Source organism: Planococcus sp. YIM B11945 (assembly GCF_050864155.1).
GTDB lineage: Bacteria > Bacillota > Bacilli > Bacillales_A > Planococcaceae > Planococcus.
This window is the reverse complement of sequence record NZ_JBOZWR010000004.1, coordinates 283,382-305,439: the sequence shown is the minus strand read 5'-3', so window position 1 is coordinate 305,439 and position 22,058 is coordinate 283,382. Positions and strand designations below refer to the sequence as shown.

Annotated in this window: 20 protein-coding genes; 15 read left to right on the top strand and 5 right to left on the bottom strand. The window is 47.9% G+C overall.

Translation table 11 applies throughout. The features are described from left to right. Positions 1 to 83 precede the first annotated feature (83 nt). The 3 genes from ACRRQV_RS09470 to ACRRQV_RS09460 all read left to right on the top strand — a co-directional run bounded on the left by ACRRQV_RS09470 (position 84) and on the right by ACRRQV_RS09460 (position 3,320). On the top strand, positions 84 to 992 hold the full coding sequence (locus tag ACRRQV_RS09470; RefSeq protein ID WP_432530099.1) for an AEC family transporter: 909 nt from the start codon (positions 84 to 86) through the stop codon (positions 990 to 992). 348 nt (positions 993 to 1,340) lie between these two features. After that, entirely contained in the window at positions 1,341 to 2,219 is an 879-nt protein-coding gene (locus ACRRQV_RS09465) for a neutral zinc metallopeptidase (RefSeq protein ID WP_432530097.1), read from the top strand. 150 nt (positions 2,220 to 2,369) lie between these two features. Continuing rightward, positions 2,370 to 3,320, top strand: coding sequence for a ribose-phosphate diphosphokinase (locus ACRRQV_RS09460; protein WP_432530095.1), 951 nt, complete (start codon positions 2,370 to 2,372; stop codon positions 3,318 to 3,320). 78 nt (positions 3,321 to 3,398) lie between these two features. Here the strand turns inward: ACRRQV_RS09460 and ACRRQV_RS09455 are convergent, their stop codons facing one another. Continuing rightward, a complete protein-coding gene (locus ACRRQV_RS09455; protein WP_432530093.1) occupies positions 3,399 to 4,427 on the bottom strand; it encodes a LacI family DNA-binding transcriptional regulator in 1,029 nt (342 codons plus the stop codon). 354 nt (positions 4,428 to 4,781) lie between these two features. On the opposite strand from ACRRQV_RS09455, the gene ACRRQV_RS09450 reads away from it, so the two are divergent. From ACRRQV_RS09450 to ACRRQV_RS09405, 10 genes are all read left to right on the top strand, one after another. Beyond that, positions 4,782 to 6,482 carry an alpha-amylase family glycosyl hydrolase gene (locus ACRRQV_RS09450; protein WP_432530091.1) on the top strand — a complete coding sequence of 567 codons (1,701 nt, stop codon included), beginning with the start codon at positions 4,782 to 4,784 and terminating at the stop codon, positions 6,480 to 6,482. Next, positions 6,479 to 7,777, top strand: coding sequence for an ABC transporter substrate-binding protein (locus tag ACRRQV_RS09445; RefSeq protein ID WP_432530089.1), 1,299 nt, complete (start codon positions 6,479 to 6,481; stop codon positions 7,775 to 7,777). Before ACRRQV_RS09450 ends, ACRRQV_RS09445 begins: the two co-directional genes overlap by 4 nt. A gap of 95 nt (positions 7,778 to 7,872) precedes the next feature. Next, a complete protein-coding gene (locus ACRRQV_RS09440) occupies positions 7,873 to 8,754 on the top strand; it encodes a carbohydrate ABC transporter permease (protein ID WP_432530087.1) in 882 nt (293 codons plus the stop codon). After that, positions 8,747 to 9,595, top strand: a complete 849-nt coding sequence (locus ACRRQV_RS09435) for a carbohydrate ABC transporter permease (protein WP_432530085.1) — start codon at positions 8,747 to 8,749, stop codon at positions 9,593 to 9,595. Before ACRRQV_RS09440 ends, ACRRQV_RS09435 begins: the two co-directional genes overlap by 8 nt. Positions 9,596 to 9,618: 23 nt before the next feature. Further along, entirely contained in the window at positions 9,619 to 10,710 is a 1,092-nt protein-coding gene (locus ACRRQV_RS09430; protein ID WP_432530083.1) for a zinc-dependent alcohol dehydrogenase, read from the top strand. 97 nt (positions 10,711 to 10,807) lie between these two features. Beyond that, positions 10,808 to 11,602, top strand: coding sequence for a sugar phosphate isomerase/epimerase family protein (locus tag ACRRQV_RS09425; RefSeq protein ID WP_432530081.1), 795 nt, complete (start codon positions 10,808 to 10,810; stop codon positions 11,600 to 11,602). An 18-nt stretch (positions 11,603 to 11,620) separates the two neighbouring features. After that, a complete protein-coding gene (locus tag ACRRQV_RS09420; protein WP_432530079.1) occupies positions 11,621 to 12,658 on the top strand; it encodes a Gfo/Idh/MocA family protein in 1,038 nt (345 codons plus the stop codon). Continuing rightward, positions 12,655 to 14,886, top strand: coding sequence for a glycoside hydrolase family 65 protein (locus ACRRQV_RS09415; protein ID WP_432530077.1), 2,232 nt, complete (start codon positions 12,655 to 12,657; stop codon positions 14,884 to 14,886). Before ACRRQV_RS09420 ends, ACRRQV_RS09415 begins: the two co-directional genes overlap by 4 nt. A 21-nt stretch (positions 14,887 to 14,907) precedes the next feature. Next, on the top strand, positions 14,908 to 15,573 hold the full coding sequence (gene pgmB, locus ACRRQV_RS09410; protein WP_432530075.1) for a beta-phosphoglucomutase: 666 nt from the start codon (positions 14,908 to 14,910) through the stop codon (positions 15,571 to 15,573). A gap of 125 nt (positions 15,574 to 15,698) precedes the next feature. After that, positions 15,699 to 16,844, top strand: coding sequence for a glycerate kinase (locus ACRRQV_RS09405; RefSeq protein ID WP_432530073.1), 1,146 nt, complete (start codon positions 15,699 to 15,701; stop codon positions 16,842 to 16,844). 46 nt (positions 16,845 to 16,890) lie between these two features. Here the strand turns inward: ACRRQV_RS09405 and ACRRQV_RS09400 are convergent, their stop codons facing one another. Next, a complete protein-coding gene (locus tag ACRRQV_RS09400; RefSeq protein ID WP_432530070.1) occupies positions 16,891 to 17,988 on the bottom strand; it encodes an ABC transporter ATP-binding protein in 1,098 nt (365 codons plus the stop codon). 136 nt (positions 17,989 to 18,124) lie between these two features. Further along, positions 18,125 to 19,006, bottom strand: a complete 882-nt coding sequence (locus ACRRQV_RS09395) for a PucR family transcriptional regulator (RefSeq protein WP_432530068.1) — start codon at positions 19,004 to 19,006, stop codon at positions 18,125 to 18,127. A 182-nt stretch (positions 19,007 to 19,188) separates the two neighbouring features. Here ACRRQV_RS09395 and ACRRQV_RS09390 point away from each other — a divergent pair, with 182 nt between their 5' ends. Beyond that, entirely contained in the window at positions 19,189 to 19,578 is a 390-nt protein-coding gene (locus ACRRQV_RS09390; protein WP_432530066.1) for an RDD family protein, read from the top strand. 120 nt (positions 19,579 to 19,698) lie between these two features. Beyond that, positions 19,699 to 20,430: a class I SAM-dependent methyltransferase gene (locus tag ACRRQV_RS09385; protein ID WP_432530064.1), complete on the top strand. Its 732-nt coding sequence runs from the start codon at positions 19,699 to 19,701 to the stop codon at positions 20,428 to 20,430. Positions 20,431 to 20,507: 77 nt separating this feature from the next. On the opposite strand, the gene ACRRQV_RS09380 is transcribed toward ACRRQV_RS09385, so the two are convergent. Both ACRRQV_RS09380 and ACRRQV_RS09375 read right to left on the bottom strand, forming a co-directional pair. Continuing rightward, positions 20,508 to 20,957 (bottom strand): hypothetical protein, encoded by a 450-nt coding sequence (locus ACRRQV_RS09380; protein ID WP_432530062.1) that lies wholly within the window; start codon positions 20,955 to 20,957, stop codon positions 20,508 to 20,510. Positions 20,958 to 21,043: 86 nt separating this feature from the next. Further along, positions 21,044 to 21,907 (bottom strand): alpha/beta fold hydrolase, encoded by an 864-nt coding sequence (locus tag ACRRQV_RS09375; RefSeq protein WP_432530060.1) that lies wholly within the window; start codon positions 21,905 to 21,907, stop codon positions 21,044 to 21,046. Positions 21,908 to 22,058 lie beyond the last annotated feature (151 nt).

Sequence of the window (22,058 nt, the reverse complement as noted above, 5' to 3'; positions counted from 1 at the left end):
CGGTTTGTGCTGCTCTTTTTTTGAAAAGAAATTGGTAGGGAATAAGTTAAAGGCTCTTCATTTCAAGTAGGAGTTGAAAGCCCGTGGTAATTACAGAGATTATGAATGTGGTCCTTCCGGTATTTCTTTTATTAGGTGTCGGCTATGTGGTTGGGAAATCACTGAAAATCAATTCGAAATCCGTGTCTGATCTGTGTTTGTATGTATTCAGCCCTGCTCTTTTTTTTCATTCTGTTACGACTTCTTCATTAAATCTCGGAGATTTGGGGAAGATCTTGCTTTTTTCCTTTAGTTTATTCCTTCTTTATGTATTGTTGATAGAAGGATTGAGTTTTATCTTTAAGTGGAATCTAACCTATAAAAATACATTGATGCTTGCGAGTGGATTTCCGAATTCGGGTAATTATGGGTTGCCGATTATTCTTTTTGCATTCGGGGATGCCGGATTATCAGTGGCTGTTATTTACGTAGTGATGCAATCCTTGCTTATGAATTCTGCGGGAATTTTTTACGCTTCTAATCATGGATCTGTATCCAAAAAAGAAGTGTTTTTAAACATTTTTAAAATGCCGGGATTTATTGCGGTTTTTATAGGCATCATGTTAAAAGTTTTTAATGTTCCGCTTCCTGTCATTATTGAGCATTCCGCCGGTTTGCTCGGTCAGGCAGCTGTGCCGACATTACTCACGTTGCTTGGCATTACGCTCGCTTCTGTTCAATTAAAAAATGTTGTGAAATTCTTAGGGATAGCAACGTTCTTGAAATTGATCGGTTATCCGGCCATTGCCTTTTTATTGCTTGGCTTGTTTTATCCATGGGGTTCTCCTGAAGCCAGTATTTTGCTGATCTGTGCGGCGACACCAACAGCGGCAACAACCACTTTGTTAGCCATCAAATTTAAAATGAATTCAGATATGGTCTCCAGTGCGATGTTTGTCAGCACAATGGGAAGTGTCGTAACGATTCCTTTGCTGCTTTTCTTTATCATTTAAAGCTGTTTGATCCACTCTTTAAATTCTTCTGACGATAACTTGAAAGAAGTGCAAAGAAAGAACGGCGGAAAAATGCCTTAATAAAATGCGCCTCCATGTTACTGCGGAGGTGCTTTTTTTATAGAAACATTCGCTACATGTTTTCTGTAGGCACAATTAGAGATCTTTCTATAGTTTTAAAGCGGGTACTATGAAAGAAGAGGAAAACAATCTAATTGATTATCAAAATAATCAAATAAATATGTTATAATGTCAATAAAATACCATTTCCCTATACATAGAAGCAGTGTACTCTCGGAATGAACGTGAAGCAGAGCATTTATTAAAAAAGGGCACTATGCTCTGGAGGTGAACAGAAAATTTGGCACAATCAACCAAACGAAAGGAGAAGACGATGTGAGTAAACTGCCTGGATACTTACTGTTTGCTGCATCCATGATTCTGCTTGGGGCATGCGGGCCGGAAGAGGAAACAACGCCTGCGGGAAATGAAGAAGCTCCGAAAAGCGGTGGGCTGGAGCTGATTGATTGGCCGGAAGCGCCGGCTGCTGAAGTGGGCGCAATAGCCGCATCTGATTTTACAACGGAAAAAGGCAGCGCGGCCATGACCAGTTATCTTGAAGTGACGCTCAACAATGTCCACAATTTTTGGGCCGGTTTAATGACGCAAGCGGGGTTGAGTCCGGTTTTTGTCGATTACGACTTGGCGTATGAAGGCGATGCGGTGGAAACCAGATGCGCCGAATCGAGCTCGACAGGACCGGATGATGCCTTTTACTGTGCGGAGGACGACTTGATCGTTTTTGCCAATGAGCTGGCGGTGAAGATGTGGAAAAGCGAAGCGGAAACAAACGACGATCCGGAGGCAGGCGCTGCGGCGGGTGATTTGGCTGTAGCAGTTGCGCTGGCGCACGAATATGCGCATGCGCTGCAGGCGGAAATCGGCTGGCTGCCGGAAGGGGACCGGCTGGTGCCGATAAAAAGTACGGAACTGAACGCGGACTGTCTGACCGGCGTTTGGGCTTATTCCACTTATTCCGGCGGATTGGAGCGGGAAAATGTGGAAGCTGCGATGCAGACGCTTGCGGATATGGGCGAATTTGATCACATCATGGCCGAAGAACACGGCACGCCGCAAGAACGCACCGATGCATTCATGGCCGGATTTGAAAGCGGCACGGCCAACAGCTGCGATCCGTTTCTGCAAAGCGGCGAAGCGGCACGGTGATAAGGGCGATCTGTTTTTTTAAATGGACAATTTGATTTTCATCGCCTGTTTTCCAAAGACGCTGTAAGAATTTGATGATATAGTAGAAAGTGAAGATGCTTTATTTTCATATAATCATTAAAATCTGTTTTGCCATAGGGGGACGCTGAATTGCCTTATCAATTAGGACGGAAGTTTAAGATTTTTACATTAAATTCAAATCCGGAACTGGCCGAGGAAATTGCCGGTTTGCTTGGATGTAAACTAGGAAAAAGTTCGGTCACGCGTTTTAGCGACGGCGAAATCCAAATCAACATTGAAGAAAGCGTACGCGGGGATGAAGTGTATTTGGTTCAGTCGACGTCGCAGCCGGGATACGAGCACGTCATGGAACTTTTGATCATGATTGATGCCTTGAAACGGGCATCCGCCGAGACCATCAACGTCGTGATTCCCTATTACGGCTATGCGCGCCAGGACCGGAAAGCGAGTTCGCGCGAGCCGATTACCGCGAAACTGGTGGCGAACATGCTGGAAACGGCGGGGGCGACCCGCATCATCACAATGGATCTTCACGCGCCGCAAATCCAAGGGTTCTTTGATATGCCGGTCGACCAATTGCTCGGCATTCCGATCATTGCGGATTATTTCATTGAAAAAGGCTTGGAAGACACGGTCATTGTCGCACCCGACAACGGCGGGCTGGCAAGAGCGCGGAAAATGGCGAAACGGCTCGATACGTCGATTGCGTTTTTGGATAAACGCCGGCCGGAGCCGGATACCGATGAAGTCATCAACGTAGTCGGTGACATCGAAGGCAAAAACGCCATCATCATCGTCGACATCGTCGATACGGCCGTAACCATTGCCCTGGCTGCCAAGAAGCTGATGGAAGGCGGCGCCAAAGCCGTTTATGCATGCTGCACGCACGCGGTGTTGTCAGGCCAAGCGATCAAGCGCATCGAGGAAGCGCCGATCACGGAACTGGTCGTGACCAACACGATCCAAGTGCCAAGCGAGAAGCGCATTCCAAAAATCACCATCTTGTCGGTTGCCGAACTGCTCGCGGAAGCGATTGAGCACGTCCATAACGAAAAACCGGTAAGCCCGTTGTTTGAATAACTAAAAAAGACGACCAGAAAAAGGCGCAGTAAGGAAATTCTTACTGACGCCTTTTTTGTGTTTTGATAAACAGTGCGGTTATTGTTTTTCGCCGACCGAAGCCACCGATTCTCCTTTGATGTTTTCAGTAGGAAGAAGGATTTTCGACGGCGTCGTGTCTCCGGTACCTTTGATTTTCGAAAACAGCAGTTCGGTTCCGGTTTCACCGAGTTTCCGGATTGGAATCTCCATGCTGGTCAGGGACGGGAAGAGAAACTGCGACAAATTGGAATTGCTGTAGCCGATGACGGAGACATCGGCCGGGATGCGCACGTTTTCTTCCATAAATGCCTTGTAGACGCTGATGACTTTCAAGTCATCCGTTGCGAAGACGGCAGTCGGACGATCCTTCAGCTGCAGCAGGCTTTTGGCTGCCTCATAGGCTTCATGGATCGTATAGCCGCTGTTTTGCACCCATTCTTTTTTCAGCGGCAATCCGTTCGCTTCCATGCAGTCCTTGTACCCGCCGAAGCGGTCAATCGCCACGTTGTAGTCGAAAGGGGAATGGAGGCAGGCGATTTTCCTGTGCCCCTGGTCGATTAAGTATTGCGTCTGCAAATAGCTATCCCGGTAGTTGTCGGTATCGACGCTGAAGATGTTCGTGTAATCCCCGGTGACTTTTCCGATGACGACGACGGGGATGCCGAATATGTCCAACTGCTGCAACAATTGTTCGTTCGTCGGCGACGATAGGAGAATGATGCCTTTGACCATTTTTTCCTTGATTTTCTTGGTGCATTTTTTGATTTCGTCCTGGTTGCTCTGCGATGTCTGCAAGATGACGTCAAAATGTTCTTCTTCCGCTTTGCGTGAAATGGAGTTGAGAATTTCCGAGAAGAACGGGTTATCGGCAATTGTTGCACTGGACCGGGAAATGACGAGAATGGCATCAAAGCCGGTCGACAGCGAGCGGGCGAGCTTGTTTGGGTGGTAGTTCAATTCCTTGATGGCGCTCAGCACGCGTTCCTTTGCTTCTGCTGAAATGTTCTGCTGGTTGTTCAGCACCCGGGATACCGTTGACTTCGAAACATTGGCGACGCGGGCGATGTCGTAAATAGTGGGAGCCATGGGATCTCTTCCTTTATACGTTTTTTATGTAGAAAGCGTTTGCAAAATTATGTGGTTGCGGAAAGTTTCTGTTTGTTTTGCATCACTGCTTGCTTTCGGGTTTCTTAAACTGTCTCCATCTTTTAGAGTAGAGCCATTATGTAGGGATTCATTCTCAGCTATTCAATCTTAAGCGAAAGACTGGGGAAAATCTAGATTTCCATTTTGAATCTGTTTGACAGAAAGCGCTTTCTATTATATATTTTATTCGTGGGACCGGTACCAATCAAATATATACCATCTCATCACGTTTTAATACATAAAGCTTCAATTTTATATAAATTATTTGGAAGCGCTAACACGAGGAGGCTGGATATGGACCGCATAAAAGAGAGGCTTTCCTTTATCTACGGGGAACAGCACATCGAACCTGCCTATTCGCGCATAAAAGAAGCGATGGACAGCACAAAGAAGAAATCCTTGAGAACGAGAAAACAAACTTGGGACGAAAAAGATGTCGTCTTGATTACGTATGGCGATCAGTTTAAAGAAGAAGGCTTACCGACGCTTCAGTCTTTGAAGAAAATGTACGACCGCTCTCTTGCAGACAAATTCGGCATCGTCCACATCCTGCCGTTTTATCCGTATTCTTCGGATGACGGTTTTTCGGTCATCGATTACAGGCAAGTAGATCCCATCATGGGCGACTGGAACGATATTCAGGAACTGTCTAAGTCTACGCGCATCATGTTTGACGACGTGTGCAATCACATTTCGGCAAGAAGCGAATGGTTCCAGGAATACTTGAAAAACAATCCGAAATACGAAAATTACTTTGTTGAAGCGGATCCGGCTGAGGATCTCAGCATGGTGACGCGTCCGCGGGCGCTTCCGCTGCTTTCGCCGTTTCGATTGGCTAACGGGGAAGAAAAGCATATTTGGACGACATTCAGTGCCGATCAGATCGACTTGAATTTCAGCAATCCGGACGTTTTGGTGGAAATGGTCGAAGTCCTGCTGTTCTACATCGAGCAGGGAGCGGAATACATCCGGCTGGACGCCATCGGCTTTATGTGGAAAGAAATCGGCACGACGTGCATCCATCACGAAAAGACGCATGAAATTGTCAAGCTGTTCCGTGATGTCACCGATGAAGTGGCGAAAGGGACAGTGCTCATAACTGAAACGAACGTGCCTCACAAAGACAACGTTTCCTATTTCGGAAACGGCCATGACGAAGCGCATATGGTTTATCAATTCCCATTGCCGCCGCTTGTGCTTTATTCCATCCATAATGGCAATACGCGCGCATTGACGGAATGGGCGAAGGGGCTTCCAAACAGCAATCCGGATACAACGTTCTACAATTTCCTGGCGTCGCACGACGGCATTGGCGTCAATCCGATACGGGGCATCATTCCGGAAGAGGAGATTGTTGCCATGGTCGACGCCTTGAAAGAGGAAGGCGCACTCGTCAATTACAAAAAAACCGAAACGGGCGAAAACATCCCGTATGAAATCAACGTTACGTATTTTGACGCATTGAATAAACAAGGCGACAGCGATGAACTGGGCATCAAACGTTTTTTGGCCGCACACTCGGTGCTGCTGACGCTGCCGGGAGTTCCCGCAGTTTACATCCAAAGCATTTTGGGTTCGCGGAACGATTACGAAGGCGTCAAAGAAACGGGCGCCAACCGGTCGATCAACCGCCAGAAATACGATTTTGATGAAATTGGGCAGGAGCTGTTGGAAAGCGGCTCGAGAAGAAACCGAGTCTTTATGGAATTGACGGACATCATCAAAGTGCGGAAAGAAGAAGCGCTCTTTCATCCGAATGTGCCGATGAATGTGGAGGATTTCGGGGATTCCGTCTTTGCCTTTTCAAGAAGGGACGGACAAGGGCAAACGGTGCTGGTCCTGAACAATTTGACCGGCGAAGACGTAGCCTGTGAACTGTCCGGCACTTTCCTCAACATCCTGACACAGGAACTAATGAAGTTTGAAACTGGATTACAGCTCGGCCCATATCAATTTTTATGGTTGAAACCCATTCATAAGGAGGAGAAAAAATGATTAAAAAATCGTTTGGTTTATTCGCAATTTTAGGGTTATCGGCAAGTCTTGCAGCGTGCAGCGGCGGGGAAGAAACAAATGAAGACGGTTCGGTATCGATCGAATTCATGCACTCGCAAGTAGAGCAGGACCGGGTGACGGTCATCAATGACATCATCGAGAAATTCGAAGCGGCAAACCCGGACATCCAAGTGGAGCCGGTGCCGGTTGAAGAAGATGCATACAACACGAAAATCGTTACTTTGGCAAGCGCAGGCGAATTGCCGGAAGTAATGGAAGTAGGACAGGATTACGCACGAGTTATGGATAAAGACCAGCTGATCGACAAAGAAGCTGTGAAGACCATTATCGATGGCGTAGGCGAGGAAAACTTTTATGAAGGCGCCTTGAAACTTCTTGGCACCGAAGACGGCAAGAGCTACACAGGAATGCCGATCCACGGCTGGGTCCAAGGTATCTGGTACAACAAAGAAATGCTGGAAGCTGAAGGATTTGCAGAGCCGGAATCGTGGGAGGATGTCATGAAAGTGGCTGAAGCCTTTACGGATGCAGGCAGCAAAAAATACGGCATCGGAATGCCGACAGTTGAAGGCGGCTTTTCTGAGCAGGCGTTCTCTCAATTCGCGCTTTCAAACAACGCCAATGTTTTGGACGCTAACGGCGAATTGACGCTCGACACACCGGAAATGAAAGAAGCGCTGCAGTTCTACAAAGACTTGTCGCAATACACAATGCCGGGTTCAAATGATGTAACGGAAGTAAACGATGCCTTTATGAACGGATCGGTTCCGATGGCCATTTATTCCACTTATATTCTTCCGGGCGTTCACGAGAAAGGCGATGCTGAAAAAATCGGCTTTGCAATTCCGGAAAACAAAACAAAAGCGGTATTTGGAACAGCTTCGGCCTTGACGGTTTCTTCCGGCTTGGAAGATGCCCAAAAAGAAGCCGCACAGAAGTTCATCGAATTCATGGCTGAGCCTGAAAACATGACGGCTTGGGTATTGATGTCTCCAGGTGGCGCGCAGCCGGTCAGCACGTTGGTGACGGAAAACGAAGATTACCAAGCAAATGAAGTAGTCGGCGCATTCGGCGACTTGTCGACTGAAATTGCTGCATCTTTCAACGACATCCAAGTTTTTGGCTTGGTTGACGGCAAAAACTTCCTGAAAATGGGCGACATCTCAAGTTCAGGCGAACTTCCTAAAATGGTCAACGGCGTGACCGTCGGTGAACAGAATGTTGACGATGCCATCAAAACAGCAGAAACAAACATTCAAAAAGTTCTTCAATAAGCACAAAACAGGGGATGCCATTTGGTTATCCCCTGTTCTTTCAAGAAAATCAGGTACCCATTTTCTCTAACGGCACCGGAAACCAGGGGGAGACCATGAAAAAAAAAGCTAAGAAGAAAACCGACAATAAACTCGCAGCCGTCTTGCTCTTTCCAAGCATTGCATTGATTTTGCTGCTCGTTGCCTATCCGATGGTTTCGAATTTCCAGATCAGTTTTTATGAACAATCCATCAATCCGAATTTGGAGCCGACGTTTATCGGGTTCCAGAATTACACGGACATTTTGACGGACGTCGAGTTCCTGAAAAGCCTCGGCATCACATTCCTTTATACGTTCTTGACAGTAGTGGGAAGTACAGTTGTGGGGCTGGCTGTCGCCATCTTCTTCAACCGTCCGTTCATGTTCCGGAAACTATCGCGTGCACTGATCATCGCCTCTTACGTGGCGCCGACAATTTCACTCGTATTCGCCTGGAAATACATGTTCAACAATAGCTACGGCGTCATCAATTACTTGACCGTAGATGTGCTGCATCTGTTTGATCAGGCGCCGCTATGGTTCGACCGTCCAGCCAGCAGTTTTGTTCTGGTTGTGATTTTTGCGATTTGGCGCTATTTCCCATACGCATTTATTTCGTTCCTGGCCATTTTGCAGACAATTGATAATACCTTGTACGAAGCGGCTGAAATTGACGGGGCTTCTGCTTGGCAAAAATTCAAAGTGGTGACGCTGCCGGCAATTATGCCTGTTTTGATTATTGTCGCGACGCTTCGCGCCATCTGGCAGTTTTACACATTCGAAGACGTTTACTTATTGACCAACCAAGTCAATACGCTGGGGATCTACCTGTATCAGACAGCGTTTGCCTTTAACGATCTAGGCAAGGCTGCATCCATTTCGGTTATCCTCTTCCTCATTTTGTTTGCAGTGATTTTGATTACGAGAAAGCGGGTGAATGCAAATGGCAATGGCTAGCAGCAAAAAAGACAGAACGACCAAGAAAATCTTCTTTTACATTGGGCTTGTGATTGTTTTGGTCGGATCACTATTTCCATTTTTCATCATGTTCATGACATCTGTCAAAAGCCCGACAGAAGCTATCGCCCAAACGCCGACATTGCTTCCGAAAGTTTGGACGCTCGAGCATTACCGGGATATCTTCAATCCGGATTTGTTTCCGTATTTGACGTATTTCATCAACAGCATTGTTGTTTCGTTAATTGTGGCTGTGATTTCGGTTGTGTTTTCGATTTTCGGCGCGTACGCCATGTCGAAATTGAAGTTTTTCGGCCGCACGACCATCAATTCCAGTTTTTACGTCGTTTATATGTTTTCGGGACTGCTCTTGATCGTCCCGTTGTTTAAAATCATTTCGAGCCTCGGCTTGTACAACACAAAAACGGCGCTGACGATTGCCTTGATCGTCCAAACTTTGCCGGCAGCGATCTTCATGTTGAAAAGTTATTTTGACACCATTCCGGATGATATCGAAGAAGCCGCGATGATCGACGGCTTGAACCGTGTGCAAATCATTTTCTATATCATTATGCCGTTATCCATTTCAGGAATCATTTCCGTTTTTGTATACGCGTTCATGATTGCCTGGAACGATTTCCTGTTCGCTTCTGTTTTCTTATCAAGTTCAGAGAATTTCACTTTGCCGATTGGATTGAACGCTTTGTTCAGTACACCGGATTATGTATGGGGCCGAATGATGGCCGCATCGATTGTTACCGCTTTGCCGGTCATCATCATGTACGGAATTTCCGAGCGCTTTATCAAAGGCGGAGCAACAGAGGGCGGAGTAAAGGGCTAATACAAAAGGAGAGTTTAGGATAAATGAAAAAATTAGTTGCAGTAAAACCGAGAGTAGCCGCGTTGATTGATTACGAAGACCGATTGGTTCAACCTGATGAAGTGAAAATTGCTGTGCAGGCGGCTTCTCCCAAACATGGAACCGAAGTTGCCGATTTTAGAGGGCAGACTCCTTTTATCGATGAAGAGTTTTCAGAAGAATGGCGGATGTTCATGCCAAGAGCGGAAGGCGCCAAAGGCATTGTCTTTGGAGAATTGCCGCTCGGAAACATGGTTGTCGGGAAAATCATTGAATTGGGCGACGAAGTGGTTGATTACGAAATCGGTGATTTGGTTTGTACCTATGGCCCCGTTATGGAGACGGTCATTGTTGCTGGAGTGGACAACCACCGCCTGCGCAAAATGCCGGAAGGGGCCAAATGGCAGAATGCGGTCTGCTACGATCCTGCTCAATTTGCCTTGAGCGGCGTCCGGGATGCCAATGTCCGGGCCGGAGATTATACGGTCGTGGTAGGGTTGGGGGCGATTGGGCAGATCGCTGTCCAATTGGCGAAGAAAGCCGGGGCACATTTGGTCATCGCCGTTGACCCGATTGCCCATCGCCGGGAAGTGGCGCTTCGCAACGGAGCGGATCTCGCATTGGATCCGATTTCTGCGGATGTCGGATTTGAAATCAAAAAACTGACGAATAAAATGGGAGCCGATTCCATCATTGAAACAAGCGGAAATGCGGCGGCTCTGCAAGGAGCGCTCAAAGGCATCGCATACGGAGGCACCATTTCCTACGTCGCGTTCGGAAAAGCATTTCCGGAAGGGTTAAATTTCGGCCGTGAAGCGCATTTCAACAACGCGAAAATTGTGTTTTCCCGCGCGGCAAGCGAACCGAATCCGGATTACCCGAGATGGAACCGCAAGCGCATTGAAGACACGTGCTGGGAACTGTTGATGAACGGCTACCTGAATTGTGAAGACATCATCGAACCTGTTGTTCATTTCCAGGAAAGTGCGGAGGCGTACAGCAAATTCGTCGACCAAAATCCGGAATTGAGCATCAAAATGGGCGTTGAGTTTGAACGCGGAGCAGCGCACCATTCAAAGGCAGAGCCGGAAGCATAAAACAAAACGACAATCCGTGGAGAGTTCTTACTTCTCCGCGGATTGTTAATTAAACTGGACTACAGCTTTTTCAATTTTGAGACAGGAGGACGAGCAGATGAAAATCGGTACACAAAATCAGGCGTTTTTTCCTGATGCCATTATAGAGAAATTCCGTTATGTGAAAGAAATGGGGTTTGACGGCTTCGAAGTCGACGGCAAGCTGCTGGTGGACAATATCGATGAAATTAAACAGGCCATTGCAGAAACAGGCCTTCCCGTAACGACCGCTTGCGGCGGATACGAGGGTTGGATTGGCGATTTTGATGAAGAAAAACGGCTTAACGGATTGCAGGAAATCAAACGGATTTTAGAGGCGCTGCAGCAAGTAGGAGGAACAGGCATTGTTGTTCCTGCTGCTTGGGGCATGTTCACTTATCGGCTGCCGCCGATGGTCTCGCCGCGCAGCCAAGAAGGCGACCGGGAAGCTGTTGCAAAATCGCTGGCTTTCTTGAATGAAGCCGCGAAAGAAACCAGCACAATCATTTTTTTGGAACCTTTGAACCGCTACCAGGACCATATGATCAATACGGTGGCGGAAGCAAGGCGCTATATTGAAGAAAACAATTTTGAGAATGTCCAAGTCATTGCCGATTTCTATCATATGAATATTGAAGAAGACAATATGGCTGAAACCCTCCACCATAACCGGGATGTCATCGGCCACATCCATTTGGCTGATAATCACCGTTTTCAGCCGGGCAGCGGGTCTCTTGACTTTAAACGGTTGTTTGCAGGCTTAAAGAAGGACGGATACGCTGGCTATTTGACGCTGGAATGCAGAGTCAGAGGAGAAAACCCGGAACAAGAATACCGCAGCTCGCTTGCTTATTTAAAACAAGCGCTAGTGTAAGCAAAAGGAGAATGCAGCTTGGAGAAGAAAAAGGTAGTGATTATTGGCGGCGGCAACATTGCAGGAGCGGTTCATATCCCGTATTACCAAGCGAGGCACGAGCTGGAGGTCGTGGCAATTGTCGGCAGAAATGCGGAACGGGTGCGTGCTTTTGCTGAAAAGCACGCCATCCCCCGGTTCTATATCGATGCGGATGAGATGTATGCTGCTGAAAAGCCCGATATCGTCAGCGTTTGCACGCCGAACAGCCTCCATTATGGCGACGTGATGAAAGCATTGGAAAACGGCTGCCATGTGCTGTGCGAAAAGCCGCCGGCCATCTCTTCCAGCGACGCCTTGCATATGCACCAAACCGCTGTGAAAAACAATTTGGTGCTGGCGTATAATTTTCATCACCGTTTTGCGGAGGACGTGAAAATCATCCGGGAAAAAGCGCTTTCCGGGATGCTTGGCGACATTTATGTCACCAAGATCCAGGCGCTGCGCCGAAGCGGAGTTCCGGGCTGGGGCTCATTTACGAATAAAGAACTGCAGGGCGGCGGGCCGCTGATCGATATCGGCATTCATATGCTGGATGCCGCTATGCACGTGCTGGATTTCCCGGCAGTCAAAAAAGTGACAGCCAAGCAGTTCCAGAAAATTGGCACGAAAAAATCCAGCGGTTCTTTCGGTGAATGGGATCCGGAAAAATATGAAGTGGAAGATTCGCTTTTTGGCTTTATCGAGCTTGAAGGAGGAAATTTGCTTCAAATTGAAACATCGTTCGCATTGAATATGAAAGAGGATTCCATCATGAACGCCGTCTTTTACGGAGACCAGGCAGGGGCGACACTGTTCCCGGCTCATATCCATACAGATGAACATGGAGAATTGGTGACCCTTTATCAAAAAAAGCAAGCCGATCCTGACCCCCAACGAAAAAGCATGGAAGCGTTTGTCGATAAATGCTTGGGCAAAGACACAATGATTGCAGACGGAGAGCAAGGATACCTCATCCAACGGATTGTTGAAGCCTTGTACGAATCAGCTGAAAAGGGTGAAAGCATATCACTATGACTAGAAAAAGAAAGCTTACCGAAACCGAATTTGATATGCCCTACATGAAAAAATACGGCAGTTTGATGGCGCAGGGCAATGGCTATCTGGGCATTCGGGCAGCGCATGAAGAAGCCTATACTGAACAAACAAGAGGTTTTTACATAGCCGGCATTTACAACAAAGCCGGCGCACTCGAATCCACCGATTTGGTGAACCTTCCGGATGTACTGGGCATGCGCATCAAAATCGATGGCACCCTTTTTTCATTGCTTGAAGGCGAAATTCTTAGCTATAGCCGGGAATTGGATATATCTTCGGGGGAACTTCGCCGGGAAATTCTTTGGAAAAACAAGTCGGGTGCCCGATTCCATTTTCTTTTTCAGCGTTTTGCCTCCAAAGATGATTTGCATATCCTTGCTTCCAAAGTTACCATCACCAGTTTGGACAAAGCAGCAGAGCTGCAAGTGGAAACCGGCATCGATGCCCAGCAAACGAACTTCGGCAGGCAGCATGTGGACGAAGAAAAAGTGCAAGTGTTTGATGAAAAGAGGATGCGGGGAGTCTATCGCACAAGCGAGTCAGGGCATACAATTGCCATAGCTGCGGCCGTGGGCGGAAGCCAGGATGCCGAAGTGAATTTTGGCGCGAAAAACCGCCAGCTGCTTCAAACCTTTAAACTATCGATTGATAGCGGACAAGCCTGCGAGTTTGAAAAAATAGCGGCTGTCTATACTTCCTTGGATCACGATTTAAACGGGTTAAAGCCCGAAGATGCCTGTCTTCTTAAGCTGCAGCAATGCGAAAGCGAAGGGTATGATGCGCTGCTGGGGAAATCTGCGTACGCATGGAAGCAATTTTGGCAGCGAAAGCAAGTAACGGTCTCTTCTGTTCATTCATTCGATCAATTCGCCTTGGATTTTGCTCTTTACCACTTGGAAGTGATGACGCCTGCACACGATGAACGCTTCAGCATCGGGGCAAAAGGGCTGACAGGAGAAGGCTATAAAGGGCATGTGTTTTGGGATTCGGAAATCTTCATTTTGCCGTTTCATTTGTTCACAGAGCCGCAAACAGCCCGCAAGCTTTTGCGCTATCGCTTTTTAAAACTGGAACAGGCGAAGGAAAAAGCGGCTCAGAACGGCTATGAAGGAGCTTTGTTCCCGTGGGAAAGCGCTTTTTCTGGGCATGAAGAAACACCTGAATTCGCTGCGATCAATATTCGGACCGGAACCCGCCAGAAGGTCGCTTCTCCAATCGCGGAACACCATATTGTGGCGGATATCGCCTATGCCACCGTCCAGTATTTCGTGCACACAAAAGATGAAGCGTTTATGAAAACAGAAGGCGTGGCGCTGTTGCGGGAAACCGCCTTGTTCTGGATGAGCCGTGCGGTCGATGACGGAACGCAGCTTTCGTTGAAAGACGTGATCGGCCCGGACGAATACACCGAACATGTGGACAATAATGCGTTCACCAATTACATGGCCCACTACAACGTCAAACAGGCCCTTCATTATTTAGAGCTGTTCGGCCAGGATGACGAAGACTTCAAACGGCGCGGGCAGGACTTTCTGGAGAGGCTGTATTTGCCGGAGCCTAATGCCCAAGGGTTGATTCCACAAGATGATACGTTCCTGACGCTGCCGGAAATCGATTTGTCAAAATACAAACAGGCACAGGGAAGCCAAGGGATTCTCTTAGATTATTCACGCAAAGAAGTGAATGACATGCAGATCTTGAAGCAAGCCGATGTGGTCATGCTGCTGTATCTATTTCCTGAATTGGCATCTCCGGATATCGCACTGCGCAACTTGGAGTATTACGAAAGCCATACCATTCATGATTCTTCACTGAGCAAAGCGATTCATGCAATTGTAGCGGCAAGAGCCGACAAAGCGGAACTGGCCTATCGTTTCTTTCAAGAAGCCAGCTTAATCGATCTGGGCCCAAGCCCGAGTTCATCGGATGAGGGCCTTCATAGTGCTTCGTTGGGTGCACTTTGGCTCGTGGCTGTTTTTGGATTTGCCAATGTGTCATTTGATCGGGATGCTATGAAATTAAATCCGAAGCTTCCTGAAGAATGGAGCGGTCTTGCATTTCCTCTCATGTATCAAGGAAGGCAACTGGAAATTAACGTAACACACGAGAAAATTTCGATTATCAAGCATTCAGGGCCGCGCTTGACAGTGAAAATCTTAAAAGATGAATTTTTGTTGGATGATCAACTTGAAGTAACGATGGTTTAATTGAAGGGAAGCGAATGAACGATGAAGAAAATAGATGCAGTGGTGTTTGATTTGGACGGCGTGATTACCGATACCGCCTATTTTCACTTTCTCGCTTGGAAAAGGCTGGCGGATGAACTGGAAATTCCTTTTGATGAAGCTTTTAATGAAACGCTGAAAGGCATCAGCCGGATGGACTCTCTTAACCTGATTCTTGAAAATGGCAATAAAAAAAGCGAGTACAGCCTTTCTGAAAAAGAAGAACTGGCGGATCGGAAAAACAGCCATTACCAGGAACTTTTAAAAGAATTGACGCCAAACGATATTTTGCCGGGCATCAAAGAGTTGATTGCCGACATCAAAAGCGACGGACTGCCTATCGGACTGGCCTCCGTTTCGAAAAATGCGCAAACGGTTCTAGCGGCATTGAACTTGGAATCGGCTTTTGACTATGTAGTAGACGCGGCCACCGTCAAAAATTCAAAACCGCATCCGGAAATTTTCCTGACAGCTTGCGAAAAGCTGGGTGTGCTTCCTGAACGGTCAATTGGCATAGAAGATGCGTTGGCTGGAGTGAAAGCGATTAAAGCAAGCAACATGTTTGCTGTAGGCGTTGGGGAAATTCTTCAAAATGCGGATTACCGGGTTGATGCAACCGATGAATTGCAATGGAGCAAAATTAAACAAAAATATGAAAATCATCAATAATTGAATAGCAGATATGCAATGCAAAAAGATAAAAGGCAACTCTAAAAAGTTGCCTTTTATCTTTTTGAAGCAAAGTTGATCGTTTGTTTTTGTTGGCTTCCAAAAGAATATAGGGGGAATAAAGGATGAAAATTGTTGTGGCACCGGATTCGTTCAAAGGTTCGCTTTCAGCACAAGCTGTTTGCAAGTCAGTAAAGCGAGGAATTCACACGGTTTTTCCGGACGCAGAAGTAGTGGAACTTCCTCTGGCTGATGGCGGAGAAGGGATTATGGAAAGCATGGTTTACGCTTCTCACGGGAACATAATTAAAACCGATGTGCACGACCCGTTGAAAAGAAAGATAGAAGCAGGTTTCGGCCTCCTCGGAGACGGGGAAACCGCCATCATTGAAATGGCGCAAGCATCAGGGCTGACGCTGCTGGAGGAAGAGGAAAAAAATCCTTTGGCTGCTTCAAGTTTTGGAACCGGAGAGCTTATCCGGGCGGCATTGGACGCAGGCTGCCGGAAGTTTATCATTGGCATCGGCGGCAGCGCCACCAACGACGCGGGTGCCGGGATGTTGAAAGCACTTGGCATGAAATTTTACGATAAGGACGGAGTGGAATTGGAAGAAGGCGGAGAAGCGCTCTTCCGATTGGCTTCTATTGATGATTCAGGAATGGATCGGCGTATCCAGGAGGCTCACTTCGTCGTCGCGAGCGATGTGCGGAATCGCTTATGCGGATCGGCAGGCGCTTCAGCAGTTTTTGGCCCTCAAAAAGGGGCGACGCCAGAAATGGTTCGAACACTGGATGCTGCTCTTCATCACTTTGCCGACATTGTGCTGAGGGACCAAAACGTTGATCTGCGGATCTTTGAAGGCGGTGGAGCAGCAGGCGGTATGGGAGCGGCACTTATTGCATTTTTAAAGGCGGAACTGCATTCAGGAATTGAGCTTGTTATGGAAAATATCAATTTTGCCGATCAAATAAAAGAGGCGGACTTGATCATTACCGGGGAAGGCCGGCTGGATTCACAGACGCTTGACGGCAAACTAATTACGGGCATAACGAAAGCGGCCGCTAAAGAAGGAGTTCCAGTGATTGCTCTTTGCGGTTCGCAAAATTTATCCGCCGAACAAGTTTCTGAAATCGGTTTGTTGTCAGCTTTCAGTATTGTTTCGGGTCCTTGCACCGTTAAACAGGCAATGGAAAATGCCGATCGCCTAGCAACTGAAAAAACGATTGCTGTGATGAATGTCTTCAAAATTTTTACTGATCATCGTTCATAAAATGCAAAAAAGCCGCCTCGGAAATTTCCGAAGCGGCTTGTCTTGCTTATTGCAGGCGCAGTTCCGACTCTTTGTCGAAAAAGTGCGCTTTGTTCATGTCGAATGCCAAGTCAAGCGACTGGCCGGCTTCAATGTTGTAGCGGGCGTCGACGCGCGCTACGAATTCCTGGCCTTCCACTTGCGAGTACAGGATGATTTCGGCACCCATTAGTTCCGCCACTTCGACTTTTGCGCGGAATTTTGTTTCCGGTGACGTGTCGAGGAACAACGGCTCATCGCGGATGTCTTCCGGACGGACGCCAAGGACGATGTCTTTGCCGATTTCGCCGTGTGCTTGAAGCATTTTCAGCTTGCCTTCAGGCACCCGGATTTTTTGGTTGCCCATAACGAAGTAGTTGTCGATGAGCTTGCCTTGGAAAAAGTTCATTGCAGGCGATCCGATAAAGCTTGCCACGAACATGTTGTCCGGCAGGTCGTACACTTCTTTTGGCGTGCCCACTTGCTGGATCAAGCCATCTTTCATGACAACCAGGCGCGTCGCCATTGTCATCGCTTCCGTTTGGTCATGCGTCACGTAGACGGTAGTCGTCTGCAGGCGCTGGTGCAGCTTTTGGATCTCGGCGCGCATTTGCACGCGCAGTTTCGCGTCCAAGTTGGAAAGCGGCTCATCCATCAAAAACACTTCCGCGTCGCGTACGATCGCGCGTCCCAATGCAACACGCTGGCGCTGACCGCCCGACAATGCTTTCGGTTTGCGGTACAGGTAGTCTTCCAGGTTCAAGATTTTCGCAGCGTTGTTGACGCGCTCTTTGATTTCGTCTTTTTTCATTTTGCGCAATTTCAACGAGAACGCCATGTTGTCGTAGACGTTCATGTGCGGGTACAAAGCGTAGTTCTGGAACACCATTGCAATGTCGCGGTCTTTTGGCGACACGTCATTGACGCGCTTGTCGCCGATGAACAAATCGCCGCCTGTGATGTCTTCAAGGCCCGCGATCATGCGGAGCGTTGTCGATTTCCCGCAGCCGGACGGGCCGACAAGCACAAGAAATTCCTTATCGCGGATTTCCAAGTTGAAGTCTTTTACAGAAACGACGCCTTTGTCGTATTCTTTTCGGATGTTTACCAAGTTTAAGCCTGCCATGTAATTCCCTCCAGTTATGTAAGTGCTTTCATTACTTGTTTTAAGCATACTGTTTCTCACATATTTTTGAAATGGCAAACATGCCTAAGGATTTTCCGCTCCTTAGTGCATATTTACGAAAACAGGGTTTCCGGTTTTATTGCCGTGCCAAAATAGCCAAGTAAACGGTCATCGCCTGCGGGAACTGGCGGATGTCGATGCCGGTTTTATCTAACAGACGGTCGAGCCGGTATTGCAGGCTGTTGCGGTGCATGTGCAGTTCTTTGGCGGTTTCCGAGATGTTCAAATTGCAGTGGACGAACGTTTCGATCATGTGCAGCGTTTCTTCGTCGTCAAGTGATTCCTGCAGCACGGATTTGCTGAGTTCTTGGCGGAATGCCGGTTCGGCCTGGTCGATGAGCAGAAAAGGCACCGCGTCGATATAGGTCATGACGGTTTTGTTGGAATAGGCAAAAACGGTTCGGGCCGTTTGGATGACCGACTCGTAATAGCGGACAAGCGCGTTCGTGTCTGCCTGAAACGGGCCAACAAAGAAATTGATCTTGACGTACAAATCGCTCATCAGGATGTCGATCATTTTCTCGTAGGACGGATTGTCTTCATCTGTGCCTTGGTTTTCGATGATGATGCCTTCAAATTCGTTTTCCCACAAAATCGGCACCGGCTTCGCGAACAGCTCCTGAATCGCCTCGTGGAAAAAAACAGGCGTGATCTGGTTTTTGTTGATGGAAAAATAAATAAAGCGGTATGGGTGCTCAAGCTGCAGTTCAGCGTGCCCCGACGACTGGATGGCTTTTTTCCATTGGAGTTCTTCAGAAGTCGGAAGCGGGAAGTCGGTCTGATACGGCGTTAAAAAGGCAGCCAAAAGCGACAGGTCTTTTGCGGTCAGCTCTTGTTCGTGGATGCCCATTACGTCATTGTTGTCGGTCAAAAACCATTTAAAACCGTCGTCGAGTTTTTGCTGCCCTTCGGCGTATACGCGGAGGGACGGATATATGTGGCGCAATTGATCAATCACCTGATCACTTCTTTCCGGTTTGATTCGTTAAATGTCTGTTCTTATTATAAGGGATAATACGTCTGGCGGTGCAATGAAAAGGATGAAAACTTACGTTAGGGGATAGTTTTTTTCGTTTGACAGCAGGAACAATCCTTCTTGCCGGCGAAGTCTTTTATGTATGGAGAAAAGGAGGAGATCCAATGAACGAATTAGCGAAAAAGCGGGCGAAGGCGATTTTAATCGACATACTCGTTTCGACGGTGGTGACTGCAGCGGTTGAACCGATTTTGAGAAAAAAAGTGAAAAGCGAAGCCTTCCACGTGGTGGCGACGCCGACTTTGGTGTTGTGGGGCCTCGAATACGCACAGACGAAAGCATTCGGCCAGACGCTCGGGCAAAAAGCGATGGGCATTCAAGTGGTGAGCGAGGACGGCGGGGAGCTGACGTCCGGACAAATCCTAAAGCGCATCGTTCACCGCGACACGGCCGGTTCATTCGCTTATATGGCGAACCGCAAAAAATACGACGCGTTTGAGGGTGGGCAATTTGCGCATGATTTGTATGCAGGCACGGAGATAAAAGAAGTGTAAGCATGCATGGGCGATTCCGAAAGTTGGAGTTGCTTTTTTTAGTGGCATCAGCGGCTTTTGACTCTATGGAGACAGGAATCATTGACTTATAATGGGTGGAAATGAAAGGCGGTGCAAAAAATGAAATTATACAAAGAGCTGGCAGAGTGGTGGCCGTTGATGTCGCCGCATACGGACTACGAAGAAGAAGCAACGCTCTATTTGGCGCTCATCAAACGCTACCATCCGCGTGTGTTGCGGGCGATCGAGTTTGGTTCGGGTGGAGGCAGCAATGCATTCTACATGAAACGGCATTTTTCGCTCGTGCTGTCGGATCTGTCGGAAGATATGCTCGCTGTCAGCAAAAACTTGAATCCGGACTTGCGCCATATCCAAGGCGACATGCGTACGTTTGATGCCGGGGAAACGTTCGATCTCGTCTTTATCCACGACGCCATCACCTATTTCACGAGTGAGGCGGATTTGCGCCTGGTCATGGACAATGCCAAAAAGCATTTGAACGAAGGCGGCGTGCTCCTCATCATGACCGACCAGTTTAAAGAAACATTCGAGCCGGTGACGAGCCACGGCGGCATCGACAAAGACGGGCGCGGCTTCCGGTATGTGGAGTGGACGTATGACCTTGATTCGGACGACGGCGTCACCGAAACGGAATACGCGTATTTGATGCGCGACGAAAACGGGCACGTTACGTCTGAATCCGACCATTCCAGGTCCGGCCTGTTTGCTATGGCCGACTGGGAACGGCTTTTATTGGAATCGGGCTTCAAGGCAAATTTCGAGCGGATGGAATTTACGGGCGAGCCGGGCGAGTATTACGCGATTTTGGCGGAGCAGCTTCCGGCCGAGTGAAAAACAAACCACGACGAAAAACGCCGTCCCATAAAGGGAAGGCGTTTTTTTGCTGTAGAAAGTATGGGTTCGCTTGTTCAATACTTCGTGAAACTGGCGTTTTCCGGCAAGGCTTCTTGGAGAAATTTCGTTTGCTCATCGGTTAGGCCATACCCAATCAATTCCGTACCGTAATGTTCGGAAGAAAACAAGGACTGCCCGTCTTTTAGAAGAAATACCGAAAACCACTTGAGCTGGTTTTTATTATTGAGGGCTTTTGTTGGAAAAAACGCCTTTGTTTCAGGAGTAAGCGGGCCGGAGAAAACGGCGGTGTGGCCTTCTTTTTGGAGCTGAACTTGATCAAGCTCTCTCTGGATCTGTTCGACCGTTTCTTGTTCCTCTTCCCAGCAGTGAATTTCAAAAGCATCGGATCTGTCAATAAAATAAGCGATCAATGGCGGCCAAAACGCATAATCTTCAGCCATGTGATGCCCATCGTCCGAAGCGCTGAACGCTGTAATTTCACAATGCACGTTAGTTGTTGTCAATCAAACTCACTCCTCAAATGGATTGAACACTGCTTCTGAACCCAATCATGAACGGCCGGCTTGAAAAGCCATCTTCTCCGCATTCATTAAACTGATTGAAAAAAACGAAAAATCTCTTCGTACGTTTCTTCCGGCGCTTCCTCCGCCAAAAAGTGGCCGCAGTCGATGCCGCGTCCTTGAACATCATCTGCCCAGTCCCGCCACACGGCCAGCACATCGTACAAACGCGGCAGTTCACCTTGCGTGCTCCAAAGGGCAAGCACCGGGCAGGAAATTTTTTTCATGCCGCGGTCTGCATCATCAATCAGCCGGTCGAAGAAAACGCCGGCCCGGTAGTCTTCACACATGGCGTGGATGGTTTTGGGATTTTGGATGCAGCGTACATAATCTTCAAGTGCTTCCGGATGAAACAAATCCCGGGAGCTGCGGAAGTAAAAATGATCCGGGTTTTCGCCGATCATCCGCTCCGGCAAATCGTACGGCTGCGCCAGGAAAAACCAGTGCCACGTATCAAGCGCGAAATCGACACTGATGCGCCGGAATGCTTCTCCGGTCGGAATGATGTCGAGGACGGCGAGTTTCGTCACCGCTTCTGGAAAGTCGAGCGCCAAACGGTAAGCGCACCGGGCGCCGCGGTCATGGCCGACAACGGCGAATTGGTGAAATCCCAATTGTTCCATCAGCTCAATTTGGTCTTTCGCCATTGTGCGTTTTGAGTAAGGCGAATGATCCGGCGCTGTTTTTGGTTTGGAACTGTCGCCATAGCCCCGAAGATCCGGCATGACGACGGTAAAGTTTTGAGCCAGTTTCGGGGCAATCCGGTTCCACATCATATGCGTCTGCGGATGGCCGTGAAGCAGAAGAAGCGGCGGGCCATTTCCGCCTATGCGAACACGGACTTGGATTTCGTTCAACTGCATGTGGGCCAAGCGAAAATTCTCAAACAGCATAGCGTTTCCTCTTTTCGGCTTTGATCTTTAACCATTTCGATTTGCTTCGGAAAACTCCTGCAAAATTTATTTAATAAAAAGTGATCTATTTCTTACTTCTCTCCGTTATGTCGGCATATCCAAAAAACTGAACGGAAAAAGGAGAGGTTTT